General features: G+C 61.4%; 2 protein-coding genes. One reads left to right on the top strand and one right to left on the bottom strand.

Going from position 1 to position 14,415, the window contains the following annotated elements:
* Positions 1 to 25 precede the first annotated feature (25 nt).
* Positions 26 to 1,375 (bottom strand): TolC family outer membrane protein, encoded by a 1,350-nt coding sequence (locus M1E16_RS00915; RefSeq protein WP_434654233.1) that lies wholly within the window; start codon positions 1,373 to 1,375, stop codon positions 26 to 28.
* 360 nt (positions 1,376 to 1,735) lie between these two features.
* On the opposite strand from M1E16_RS00915, the gene M1E16_RS00910 reads away from it, so the two are divergent.
* Positions 1,736 to 14,365 (top strand): retention module-containing protein, encoded by a 12,630-nt coding sequence (locus M1E16_RS00910; protein WP_458128979.1) that lies wholly within the window; start codon positions 1,736 to 1,738, stop codon positions 14,363 to 14,365.
* Positions 14,366 to 14,415 lie beyond the last annotated feature (50 nt).

The raw sequence follows: 14,415 nt of genomic DNA, 5'->3' as shown, positions 1-14,415 counted from the left end.
TTTCGCTGAAAAACGGATGGATGGCTTAATTCATCCCAGGCAACTGGACCTTGGGTTTCACGTCGTTCTGCACAACGGATGCCAACGGCGCGACCACGCCTTGGCTTTTCAGCAACTGGCCCATGGTCGCCTTGATCCGGTACTGGCTGAACAGCTGCACGTTCTTGATTTCCGCCAGACGGCGGGAGGCGCTGAACAGCTCGTTTTCGCTGTCGAGCAAGTCGAGCAGGGTCCGCTCGCCGAGACTGAATTGCTTCTGGTAGGCGGTGCGCACGTTGGCACTGCGATCCACGTATTGCTGGGCGATCGGCACCTGGGCGTTGGCGTTGTTCAGGGCGTTCCAGGCCAGGCCCAGCTCTTCATTCAACTGGCGCAGCGCGTTGTTGCGGATATCCAGCGCCTGGTTGGACAGGTAGGACTTGGATTCCAGGTCGGCCTTGTTGCTACCACCGGCGTACAGGTTGAAGCGCATGCGCAACATGGCCTGCCATTCGTTGTTGTGGCCGTTCTGGCCGTCCAGGTCGTTGTCGGCGGTGCGGCCCAGTTCCGCGTCGAAGCGAGGGTAGAAACTCGACTTGGCGGCCTCGTACTGCTTCTCGGCGGCGGCGATGTCGGCTTCAGCCGAGCGCAGCACCGGGCTGTTTTCCAGCATCTGGGCACGGGCTTCGGTCAGGTTGGCCGGTAGCAACGCCAGAAAGTCGGCGGGGCGCTCCAGTTGGTCAGGCAATTGTCCTACGGCGCTGAGGTAGTTGGTCTCGGCATCGGCCAGGTTGGTCTGCTCGGTGATCAGGTTGTTGCGGGCCTGGGCCATGCGCGCCTCGGCCTGGTCCAGGTCGGCGCCGCTGCCTACCCCCCGGGACGTGCGCAACTTGATTTGATCGAAGATGCGCTCGTGACTCTTGAGGTTTTCCTCGGCCAGGCGCACGAACTCACGGCGGGTCAGTACGTCCAGGTACACCTGGGCGACGGTCAGCCCGGTGCGCTCGGAGGCATCAAGCAAGGAATAGGCGCGAGCACTGACGTTGGCTTGTTGACGCCCGACTTCGCTGGACGTCGCAAAACCGTCAAAAACCATTTGCGACAGACGCAGGCTCGATTCGCTGCGGTTCAGGGTTTCCCAATGATTATTACTGCCCGAACGGGTCGTCACGCTGTCGGTGCCTTCACGGCCGTAACCGGCTGCGAGGTCCACTCTAGGCAGGTAGCCGCCCTTGGCCGCCTTCAGCTGATAGTCCGCCGCCAGGCGGCTGTTCACGCCTGCCTGAATTTCCGGATGAACATCCAATGCTTGTTGCATGGCCTGCGGCAAGGTTTGTGCTTGTACGAAACTGGCGGCCAGGGCGAAGGGTAAAGCCTTGAACAGGTGCGAACGCATGGTTGGAAAATTCCCGAAACTCTTGTCTTGAATCACAGCGAAACGTGTCGCTGCATCGGATGATGGCAACCGGAATGACCGTATGTCGGAAAGTTCAGAACAGGGGCAGGAACACGCACCGAAAGAACAGGTCGCCGCTTAAATATCAATGTGACATTACAGGGGCGATTGTTTAGGATGGCCAGCATAAGGTCAATAGTTTGGCAGAAACAAAATAAGCCGACCTAGCTGTCAAAATATCGTCATATTTCCAGCGTCAAAACATTATCCCTTTGTGCGCATGAACGTCCAGACCGCTATGGCCAACGAGGCTGTCGGGTCCATGGAAGTCTACTGAACGTGGTACCCGGAGAGTCTTCAATGAGCAGTGTTATTGCCGTTGTCAAAAGCATTGTTGGTCAGGTTTTCGTCGTTTCCCCCGAGGGCATTCGGCGCGTACTCATTGAAGGCGATCGCCTCAACGTAGGCGACCAGTTGGACACCGGCCCTGCCGGCGCCGTCACGTTGGAACTGGCTGACGGCCGCACGCTCGACCTGGGCCGCGATACCCAGTGGAGCGCCAGCGCGCCGGACTCTTCCACCGACCTCGAACAGGCCACTGCCCAAGCCGCGCCTTCAGTAGAAGAGCTGCAGCAAGCCATCGCCGCCGGTGTCGACCCGACCACCGCCCTGGAAGCCACCGCGGCCGGCGCCACCGCTGCCGGTACAGGCGGAGCCGTGGGCGGCGGTCATAGCTTCGTCGTGCTGGATGCCACGGCCGGCAGCGTCGACCCCACCATCGGCTTCCCGACCGAAGGCCTCGCTGCGGCCGCGGCAACCGATGACAACATCCTGGGTGGCGACGACAACGCCGATACCACCGCCAACGCAGTGCTCAATGCGACGATGACTTTGAGCGCCACCCCGACCCTGACCGAGGCCGGGGGCGTGCTGGTCTACACCGCGACCGTCACCCAGGCGCCGCAAACCAACCTGACCGTAACCCTGTCCAACGGCGCGGTGATCGTGATCCCGGCCGGGCAGCTGACCGGTAGCGTCAACGTGCCCCTGGCACCGAACGACACGGCCTACAACGACCCCAGCCAAGTCAGCGTGACCGTCACCGGCACCACTGGCGGCACCGGCATCGCCGTGACCCTGCCGACCACGCCAGCCGTGACGCAGATCACCGACACCGTCGATACCACCACCGTCACCCTGAGCGCCGGCAATACTGTCACCGAAGGCGGCCAGATCACCTACACCGCGACGCTGACCAACCCGGCCCAGACGCCGGTGACCGTGACATTGAGCAATGGCTCGGTCATCACTATTGCCGCTGGCCAGACCACCGGTACCGTGGCTGTCGATACTCCGGCTAACGACGCCTATAACAACGGCAGCACCGTCAGCACTACGATTACCGGCGCTACTGGCGGTAACTTCGAAAATCTGGTGCCGAGCACCACGCCTGCGGTTACTACGATCACTGATTCGGCTGACGCCACTGGCCTGACTTTGACCGCCAGCGAAACCATCACCGAAGGCGGCCAGATCACCTATACCGCCACGCTGACCAATCCGGCCCAGACGCCGGTGACCGTGACGTTGAGCAATGGCTCGGTCATCACTATTGCCGCTGGCCAGACCACCGGCACCGTTGCCGTGGATACCCCGGCCAACGACGCCTATAACAACGGCAGCACCGTCAGCACTACGATTACCGGCGCTACTGGCGGTAACTTCGAAAATCTGGTGCCGAGCACCACGCCTGCGGTTACTACGATCACTGATTCGGCTGACGCCACTGGCCTGACTTTGACCGCCAGCGAAACCATCACCGAAGGCGGCCAGATCACCTACACCGCCACGTTGACCAATCCTGCTCAGACGCCGGTGACCGTGACGTTGAGCAATGGCTCGGTCATTACCATTGCCGCTGGCCAGACCACCGGCACCGTTGCCGTGGATACCCCGGCCAACGACGTCTACAACAACGGCAGCACTGTCAGCACTACGATCACCGGCGCAACCGGCGGCAACTTCGAAAACCTGGTGCCGAGCACGACGCCTGCGGTTACTACGATCACTGATTCGGCTGATACGACTGGCCTGACGCTCAGCGCCAGCGAAACCATCACCGAAGGCGGTCAGATCACTTACACCGCGACGCTGACCAATCCTGCTCAGACGCCGGTGACCGTGACGTTGAGCAATGGCTCGGTGATCACTATCGCCGCCGGCCAGACCACCGGCACCGTGGCTGTCGATACCCCAGCCAACGACGTCTACAACAATGGCAGCACCGTCAGCACTACGATTACCGGCGCAACCGGCGGCAACTTCGAGAATCTGGTGCCGAGCACGACGCCTGCGGTTACTACGATCACTGATTCGGCTGATACTACCGGCCTGACCTTGTCCGCAACCGACACCGTCGCCGAAGGCGGGTCCATCGTTTACACCGCGACCCTGACTAACGCTGCCGGCTCGCCTGTCACCATTACCCTGAGCAACGGCGCGGTGATCAACATCGCCGCCGGCGCTACCACTGGGACCGTAACTGTCGACGCGCCGAAAGACGATGTCTACAAGGATGCCGGCAAGGTTGAAGTCAGCATCGACAAGGCCGTTGGCGGCAACTTCGAAAACCTGGTGCCTAACACTGCACCAGTCGTGACCGACGTCACCGACACGCTCGACGCTTCGACTGTCAGCTTGACCGCTTCACCTTCCGTGGGCGAAGGCGGCGTAGTGGTGTATACCGCTTCGGTGAACGCTCCAGTCACCGGTGCTCCGCTGGTCGTCACGCTGTCGAATGGTCAAAGCATCACTATCCCAGTTGGTTCCAGCTCCGGCTCTGTGAACTTCACCGCGCCTAACGATGCGTTGGCGGGCGGTAGCAACCTGAGCATCAAGATCGACGACGCGAAAGGTGGCAACTACGAAAATCTGGAAATCGACGGCAAGCCTGCGGACACCGCAGTCACCGATTCGACTGATGCCACGGGCCTGACCCTGTCTGCGACCGACACCGTTGCTGAAGGCGGCTCGATTGTTTACACCGCGACCTTGACCAATGCGGCCGGCTCGCCTGTCACCATCACCCTGAGCAACGGCGCGGTCATCAATATCGCCGCCGGTGCTACCACTGGCACCGTGACTGTTGATGCTCCGAAGGACGACGTTTACAAAGACGCCGGCAAAGTTGAAGTCAGCATCGATAAAGCTACCGGTGGCAACTTCGAAAACCTGGTGCCGAACACTGCACCAGTCGTCACCGATGTGACCGACACCCTCGACACCAGCACCGTTTCGCTCACCGCAACTTCGACGGTTGGCGAAGGCGGCGTCGTGGTTTACACCGCTTCGGTGAACGCTCCGGTCATCGGTGCTCCGCTCGTAGTGACCTTGAGCAACGGCCAGTCCATCACCATCCCCGTCGGTTCGAGCTCCGGCTCTGTGAACTTCACCGCACCTAACGATGCGCTGTCGGGCGGTAGCAACCTGAGCATCAAGATCGACGACGCGAAAGGTGGCAACTACGAAAATCTGGAAATCGACGGCAAGCCTGCGGACACCGCAGTCACCGATTCGACTGATGCCACGGGCCTGACCCTGTCTGCGACCGACACCGTTGCTGAAGGCGGCTCGATTGTTTACACCGCGACCTTGACCAATGCGGCCGGCTCGCCTGTCACCATCACCCTGAGCAACGGCGCGGTGATCAACATCGCCGCCGGCGCCAAGACCGGTACCGTGACCGTCGATGCACCGAAAGATGACGTCTACAAAGACGCCGGCAAAGTCGAAGTCAGCATCGACAAGGCCGTTGGCGGTAACTTTGAGAACCTGGTCCCGAACACTGCACCTGCCGTGACCGACGTCACCGACACGCTCGACACCTCGACTGTCAGCTTGACCGCTTCCCCTTCCGTGGGCGAAGGCGGCACTGTGGTTTACACCGCTTCGGTGAATGCTCCGGTCACCGGCGCTCCGCTGGTCGTCACCCTGTCGAACGGCCAGTCCATCACCATCCCCGTCGGTTCGAGCTCCGGCTCGGTGAACTTCGCCGCGCCTAACGACGCCCTCGCGGGCGGCAGCAACCTCAGCGTCAAGATCGACGACGCGAAAGGCGGCAACTACGAAAACCTCGAAATCGACGGCAAGCCTGCGGACACCGCAGTCACCGATTCGACTGATGCCACGGGCCTGACCCTGTCCGCGACCGACACCGTAGCTGAAGGCGGTTCGATTGTTTACACCGCGACCCTGACTAACGCTGCCGGCTCGCCGGTGACCATCACCCTGAGCAACGGCGCGGTGATCAACATCGCGGCTGGTGCCACCACTGGCACCGTGACCGTCGACGCGCCAAAAGACGACGTCTACAAGGACGCCGGTAAGGTCGAAGTCAGCATCGATAAAGCCACCGGTGGCAACTTTGAAAACCTGGTCCCGAACACTGCACCAGCGGTGACCGACGTCACCGACACGCTCGACGCTTCGACTGTCAGCTTGACCGCTTCCCCTTCCGTCGGCGAAGGCGGCACTGTGGTTTACACCGCTTCGGTGAACGCTCCAGTCACCGGCGCTCCGCTCGTAGTGACCTTGAGCAACGGCCAGTCCATCACCATCCCCGTCGGTTCGAGCTCCGGCTCGGTGAACTTCACCGCACCTAATGATGCGTTGGCTGGCGGCAGCAACCTCAGCGTCAAGATCGACGACGCGAAAGGCGGCAACTACGAAAACCTCGAAATCGACGGCAAGCCTGCGGACACCGCAGTCACCGATTCGACTGATGCTACGGGCCTGACGCTTTCCGCAACCGACACCGTTGCTGAAGGCGGCTCGATTGTTTACACCGCGACCCTGACCAACGCAGCGGGCTCGCCGGTGACCATCACCCTGAGCAACGGCGCCGTGATTAATATCGCGGCTGGTGCTACCACTGGGACCGTAACTGTCGACGCACCGAAAGATGACGTCTATAAGGACGCGGGCAAAGTTGAAGTCAGCATCGATAAAGCTGTTGGTGGCAACTTCGAAAACCTGGTCCCGAACACTGCACCTGCCGTGACCGACGTCACCGACACGCTCGACACCTCGACTGTCAGCCTGACGGCTTCCCCTTCCGTGGGCGAAGGCGGCACTGTGGTTTACACCGCTTCGGTGAATGCTCCAGTCACCGGCGCTCCGCTCGTAGTGACCTTGAGCAACGGCCAGTCCATCACCATCCCAGTCGGCGCAAGCTCTGGTTCAGTGAACTTCACCGCGCCTAACGATGCGTTGGCTGGCGGCAGCAACCTCAGCGTCAAGATCGACGACGCGAAAGGCGGCAACTACGAAAACCTCGAAATCGACGGCAAGCCTGCGGACACCGCAGTCACCGATTCGACTGATGCTACGGGCCTGACGCTTTCCGCAACCGACACCGTTGCTGAAGGCGGCTCGATTGTTTACACCGCGACCCTGACCAACGCAGCGGGCTCGCCGGTGACCATCACCCTGAGCAACGGCGCCGTGATCAATATCGCGGCTGGTGCTACCACTGGGACCGTAACTGTCGACGCACCGAAAGATGACGTCTATAAGGACGCGGGCAAAGTTGAAGTCAGCATCGATAAAGCTGTTGGTGGCAACTTCGAAAACCTGGTCCCGAACACTGCACCTGCCGTGACCGACGTCACCGACACGCTCGACGCTTCGACTGTCAGCTTGACCGCATCCCCTTCCGTGGGCGAAGGCGGCACTGTGGTTTACACCGCTTCGGTGAATGCTCCAGTCACCGGCGCTCCGCTCGTAGTGACCTTGAGCAACGGCCAGTCCATCACCATCCCAGTCGGTTCGAGCTCTGGCTCGGTGAACTTCACCGCGCCTAACGACGCCCTCGCGGGCGGCAGCAACCTCAGCGTCAAGATCGACGACGCCAAGGGCGGCAATTACGAGAATTTGGAAATCGATGGCAAGCCTGCGGACACCGCAGTAACTGATACCCAGGACACCACCGGCCTGAGCCTGAGCGCCACCAACTCGGTCGCCGAGGGCGGCCAGATCATCTATACGGCGACCCTCACCAACGCCGCTGGTTCGCCAGTGACCGTGACCCTGAGCAACGGCGCGGTGATCAACATCGCTGCCGGCGCCAAGACCGGCACCGTAACCGTCGACGCGCCGAAAGACGACGTCTACAAGGACGCCGGCAAGGTCGAAGTCAGCATCGATAAAGCGACTGGCGGCAACTTCGAAAACCTGGTGCCGAGCACCACGCCAGCCGTGACCGACGTCACCGACACGCTCGACACCTCGACTGTCAGCTTGACCGCTTCCCCTTCCGTGGGCGAAGGCGGCACTGTGGTTTACACCGCTTCGGTGAACGCTCCAGTCACCGGTGCTCCGCTGGTCGTCACGCTGTCGAATGGTCAAAGCATCACTATCCCAGTTGGTTCCAGCTCCGGCTCTGTGAACTTCACCGCGCCTAACGATGCGTTGGCGGGCGGCAGCAACCTCAGCGTCAAGATCGACGACGCCAAAGGCGGCAATTACGAAAATCTGGAAATCGACGGCAAGCCTGCGGATACCGCAGTAACTGATACCCAAGACACTACCGGTCTGACGCTGTCTGCAACCGACACCGTAGCCGAAGGCGGGGCCATCGTTTACACCGCGACCCTGACCAACGCAGCGGGCTCGCCGGTGACCATCACCCTGAGCAACGGCGCGGTCATCAACATCGCCGCCGGTGCTACCACTGGCACCGTGACTGTTGATGCTCCGAAGGACGACGTCTACAAGGACGCCGGCAAGGTCGAAGTCAGCATCGATAAAGCTACCGGTGGCAACTTCGAAAACCTGGTGCCTAACACTGCACCAGCGGTGACCGACGTCACCGACACGCTCGACGCTTCGACTGTCAGCTTGACCGCTTCTCCTTCCGTGGGCGAAGGCGGCACCGTGGTTTACACCGCTTCGGTGAACGCTCCAGTCACCGGTGCTCCGCTCGTAGTGACCTTGAGCAACGGCCAGTCCATTACTATCCCCGTGGGTTCCAGCTCTGGCTCAGTGAACTTCACCGCACCTAACGATGCATTGGCTGGCGGTAGCAACCTGAGCGTCAAGATCGACGACGCGAAAGGTGGCAACTACGAAAACCTGGAAATCGACGGCAAGCCTGCGGATACCGCAGTAACTGATACCCAAGACACTACCGGTCTGACGCTGTCTGCAACCGACACCGTAGCCGAAGGCGGGGCCATCGTTTACACCGCGACCCTGACAAACGCAGCGGGCTCGCCGGTGACCATCACCCTGAGCAACGGCGCGGTCATCAACATCGCCGCCGGTGCTACCACTGGCACCGTGACTGTTGATGCTCCGAAGGACGACGTCTACAAGGACGCCGGCAAGGTCGAAGTCAGCATCGATAAAGCTACCGGTGGCAACTTCGAAAACCTGGTGCCTAACACTGCACCAGCCGTGACCGCCGTGACCGACACGCTCGACGCTTCGACTGTCAGCTTGACCGCTTCCCCTTCCGTGGGCGAAGGCGGCACCGTGGTTTACACCGCTTCGGTGAACGCTCCAGTCACCGGCGCTCCGCTCGTAGTGACCTTGAGCAACGGCCAGACCGTCACCATCCCAGTTGGCGCAAGCTCTGGCTCGGTGAACTTCACCGCGCCTAACGATGCGTTGGCGGGCGGTAGCAACCTCAGCGTCAAGATCGACGACGCCAAGGGCGGCAATTACGAAAACCTGGAAATCGACGGCAAGCCTGCGGACACCGCCGTGACCGATACCCAGGACACTACCGGTCTGACCCTGTCCGCGACTGATACTGTCGCTGAAGGTGGTTCCATCGTTTACACAGCGACCCTGTCCAATGCGGCCGGCTCGCCTGTCACCATCACCCTGAGCAACGGCGCGGTGATCAACATCGCCGCTGGCGCCACCACTGGCACCGTAACTGTCGACGCACCGAAAGATGACGTCTACAAAGACGCCGGCAAAGTTGAAGTCAGCATCGACACGGCCGTTGGCGGTAACTTTGAGAATCTGGTGCCTAACACTGCACCAGTCGTCACCGACGTGACCGATACCCTCGACACCAGCACCGTTTCGCTCACCGCAACTTCGACGGTTGGCGAGGGCGGCACTGTGGTTTACACAGCATCCGTAAACGCTCCAGTCACCGGCGCTCCGCTGGTCGTCACCCTGTCGAATGGTCAAAGCATCACCATCCCAGTCGGCGCAAGCTCTGGCTCGGTGAACTTCACTGCGCCTAACGATGCGCTGGCGGGCGGTGGCAACCTCAGCGTCAAGATCGACGACGCGAAAGGCGGCAACTACGAAAACCTCGAAATCGACGGCAAGCCTGCGGACACCGCAGTCACCGATTCGACTGATGCCACGGGCTTGACCCTGTCCGCGACCGACACCGTAGCTGAAGGCGGTTCGATTGTTTACACCGCGACCCTGACTAACGCTGCCGGCTCGCCGGTGACCATCACCCTGAGCAACGGCGCGGTGATCAACATCGCGGCTGGTGCCACCACTGGCACCGTGACCGTCGACGCGCCAAAAGACGACGTCTACAAGGACGCCGGTAAGGTCGAAGTCAGCATCGATAAAGCCACCGGTGGCAACTTTGAAAACCTGGTCCCGAACACTGCACCAGCGGTGACCGACGTCACCGACACGCTCGACGCTTCGACTGTCAGCTTGACCGCTTCCCCTTCCGTCGGCGAAGGCGGCACTGTGGTTTACACCGCTTCGGTGAACGCTCCAGTCACCGGCGCTCCGCTCGTAGTGACCTTGAGCAACGGCCAGTCCATCACCATCCCAGTCGGCGCAAGCTCCGGCTCGGTGAACTTCACCGCGCCTAACGATGCGTTGGCGGGCGGCAGCAACCTCAGCGTCAAGATCGACGACGCCAAGGGCGGCAATTACGAAAACCTCGAAATCGACGGCAAGCCTGCCGGCACCACCGTCACCGATGTCCAGGACACCACCGGCCTGAGCCTGAGCGCCACCAACTCGGTCGCCGAGGGCGGCCAGATCACCTATACCGCGACCCTCACCAACGCCGCCGGTTCGCCGGTGACCGTGACCCTGAGCAACGGCGCGGTGATCAACATCGCCGCCGGTGCCAAGACTGGCACCGTAACTGTCGATGCGCCAAAGGACGACGTCTACAAAGATGCTGGCAACGTCGAAGCAACGATCAAGACGGCCACCGGGGGTAACTTCGAGCACCTGGTGCCGAGCACCACGCCTGCAGCGACCGCCGTTACCGACACGCCTGACAACACCACCGTCAGCATCACCGGCAGCACTTCGGTCACCGAAGGCCAAGTCGCTACTTACACGGTCAACCTGACGAACCCGGCGCAAACCGAGGTAACGGTCAAGATCGTCTACAGCGGTACCGCCGCCGATGGCTCGGACTTCACCGGTGTCTACACCGTGAAGATCCCGGCCAACGCCACCAGCGCCAGCTTCAACGTGGCGACCCTGGACGACAAGATCACCGAAGGCACTGAAAACTTCGTGGTCAAGATCGACTCGGCCACCGGTGGCAACTTCGAGAACCTGGCGGTCAGCGGCACCAATGGCAGCGTCAGCACTTCGATCATCGACAACGATGCGGCGCCGGTACTCGATCTGGATGCCAACAATTCCAGCGGCAAGACCGGCGCCGATTACCAGGTGACCTTCACCGAAGGCACCGCGGGCCCAGGCGTATCGATCGGCGACACTGACCTGAAAATCACCGACCCGGACAGCACCCAGCTGACCGGCGCCACCATCGTGCTGACCAACCGTCAGCCTGGCGATCATCTGAACCTGGGCAATAGCGTCAACGGCATCAGCATCAACGCCAATAGCACCGACGGCAAAATCGTCCTGACGCTGACGGGCAATGCGACGTTGGCCGACTACATGCAGCAGATCAAGAACATCAGCTTCATCAACAACAGCGAAGATCCGAGCACCGTACCGCGCGTCATCACCGTGACAGTGACCGACGGCACGAGCTACTCCAACACCGCCACCACCACCGTGAACGTGGTCGGAGTCAACGACGCACCCGTAGCCACCGGTGGCGCGGTGACCGGTACCGAAGACACTTCACTGGTCCTCGGCTGGTCGACGTTCGGCGTCAGCGATGTGGACAGCTCCGCCGCCAGCCAGGGCGTGAAAATTACCGGGCTGCCAGGCGATGGCAAGTTGCAGTACCTGGACGGGGCGACGTGGAAGGACGTGGCCAACAACCAGACCTTCACCAAGGCCGACATCGACGCCGGCAAGCTGCGCTTCACACCCGATGCCAACGAATCCGGGGCCGATGGCTACGGCGGCAGCGGCGTGGGCAACAAGCAGGCTGACTACGCGCAGATCAAGTTCCAGCCAACCGACGGCCAGACTCTGGGCAACACCGGTACCGTGAAGATCGACATCACGCCAACCGCCGATGCGCCGACCCTCAACGTCGCCGGCAACAACGTGACCTCTACCGGCCTGATCAAGGAAGTCTGGACCGGCCTGTCGGGCCTGGGCACCGATGGCAATGGCGCGCCGTCCGGCACGCTCAAGTCGGTGATCGACGCCGCCGGCACGCCGAACAGCAGCACCAATGTGAGCAACGTTCAGAACGACGGCAACGTCAATCCGGGCACCGCGTCGAAGACCTCGGGCCTGATCTTCCTGGAAGCCGGCAAGACCTACACCTTCAGCGGCACCGGCGACGACAGTTTGCTGGTGACCATCGGCGGCAAGACCGCCGCGGCCATCACTTGGGGTGCGGGCGGCCAGTTGAACGGTTCGTTCACGCCGACCACCAGCGGCTACTACACCCTGGACATCTACCACCACAACCAGACCGGCCCAGGCAGTTATGACGTGAACCTGTCGGTCAACGGCAGCACGCCGGTGGACCTGAGCAGCGCAGGCGTACCGCTGTATACCGGCGTGGCTGACCTGGTGAATGCCGGGGTTTCCGTTTCCGACCTGCACGGCACCAATGGCGAAGGCTACTACGACGGCTACAAGCTCAACGAAGGCGCCGAAGGCGGCAGCGTGAAGCTGTCGAAAATCACCACCGCCCTGACCGACACCGATGGCTCCGAAAGCCTGAGCGTGAAAATCGGCGGCATGCCGGAAGGCAGTGTGCTGAGCGATGGCGCGGGACACACCGCAACCGTGGGCGCCAACGGCGAAGCTTCGCTCACCGGCTGGAACCTGGGCAGCCTCAACCTGACGCCACCGACCTACTTCAGCGGCCAGATCAACCTGACCGTAACGTCGACCTCCACCGAATCCCTCGGCGGGTCGGCAGTGACGACCGCGCAGATCCCGGTCACCGTTTACCCGGCGACCTATAACGCTGTCACCGCCACCTCCGGCAGCGACAATGTTACCGGTACCGACGGCAACGACATCGTGATCGCCGACATCGGCGGCCTGACCGTGGTACCGGGCGTCAACTACAACATCGCGTTCATGGTCGACAGCTCCGGCAGCATGAGTTCGTCGTCCGTTACAGCCGCGAAGAACTCGCTGACCCAGGTGTTCAATACGCTCAAGCAGAGCCTGGGCAGCAACTCCGGGACGGTGAACATCTTCCTGGCGGACTTCGACAACCAGGTCAACAAGAACGTTGCGGTCAACCTCAACGATCCGAACGCGCTGACACTGCTCAAGAGCGTGCTCGACTCGATGGTGTCCGGCGGCAATACCAACTATGAAGACGTGTTCAAGACCACCGCAAACTTCTTCAACAGCACCCAGGCCCTGAGTAATACCGGTGCGAAGAACCTGACGTACTTCATCACCGACGGTGAGCCAACGCGCTACCAGTCCGGCGAACAGACGAACCCGACGCTGTACGGCACCGTCAAGCTCGACGACGTGCTGAGTGCGTCCAACTATACCGTTGGCAAGTACTACACCCAGACGATCGACAGCACACACAAATTCACCATCGAAGAAAATGGCGACATGTACCTGTCGACCAAGAGCGGCAAGAACAACTGGAATGACAGTTACGTCGGCACGGTGCGTGCCGAGGGCAACGGCACGTTCGAGTTCTCCAACCTGGACGGCGGCGGGTGGGGCGACTCCTCGGCAGCAGCCGGCTCAGCGGCCAGCTTCACCCTGCTCAAAGGCTTGAGCAACGTTGAAGCCATCGGCCTGAACAACGGCGTCACCCTGGACGACCTCAAGCCGTACGACTCCGATGGCAAGCCGCAAACCAACATCGACCCCAAGGACCTGGCCAACTCGATCATCGGCCACACCGAAGCGACGTTGCCAGGTGCCGACACGGTCAATGGCGGCGACGGCAACGACATCCTGTTCGGCGACCTGGTGAGCTTCAACGGCATCGCCGGCGAGGGTTACCAGGCCATCCAGTCGTTCGTGGCCCAACAAAGCGGCGTGGACGTCAGCAAGGTCAGCACTTCGAACGTGCACCAGTACATCACCGAGCACTACACCGCGTTCGATGTGTCCGGTGCCCATGATGGCAATGACACTCTGCTGGGCGGCGCCGGCAACGACATCCTCTTCGGCCAGGGCGGCAACGATTTGCTCGACGGCGGCAAGGGCAATGACATCCTGCTCGGTGGCAGCGGCAGCGACATCCTGATCGGAGGCAAGGGCAACGACACGCTCATCGGTGGCCTGGGCGGCGATACCTTCGTCTGGAAATCCGGCGACACCGGCACTGACGTGATCAAGGACTTCAAGGCCGCCGAAGGTGACCGGATCGACCTGCGAGACCTGTTGCAGGGCGAAACCGGCAGCACCATCGACCACTTCCTGAAGATCAGCACGGTCGATGGCGTTTCTTCTCTGCAAGTCAGCACCACCGGTCAATTCAACGCGGCCAACACTGCGGCGACGCCGGACGTGACGATCAAGCTGGAAGGCAACAACTGGTCGAACATCAACCTGAACTCGCTCATCGCTGGCAGTGACCCGACCATCAAGATCGATCACAACAACAGCTGAACCTGACACAGACTCTGTGGCGAGGGAGCTTGCTCCCTCGCCACAGGATA

Source organism: Pseudomonas sp. Z2-11 (assembly GCF_054161305.1).
The sequence above is the reverse complement of the archived record's forward strand: the minus strand, read 5'-3'. Positions and strand labels throughout refer to the sequence as shown.

Bases quoted from the DNA above. Each gene is read 5' to 3' on its own strand.
- M1E16_RS00915 (WP_434654233.1), bottom strand. From the start codon at position 1,375: ATGCGTTCGCACCTGTTCAAGGCTTTACCCTTCGCCCTGGCCGCCAGT.
- M1E16_RS00910 (WP_458128979.1), top strand. From the start codon at position 1,736: ATGAGCAGTGTTATTGCCGTTGTCAAAAGCATTGTTGGTCAGGTTTTC.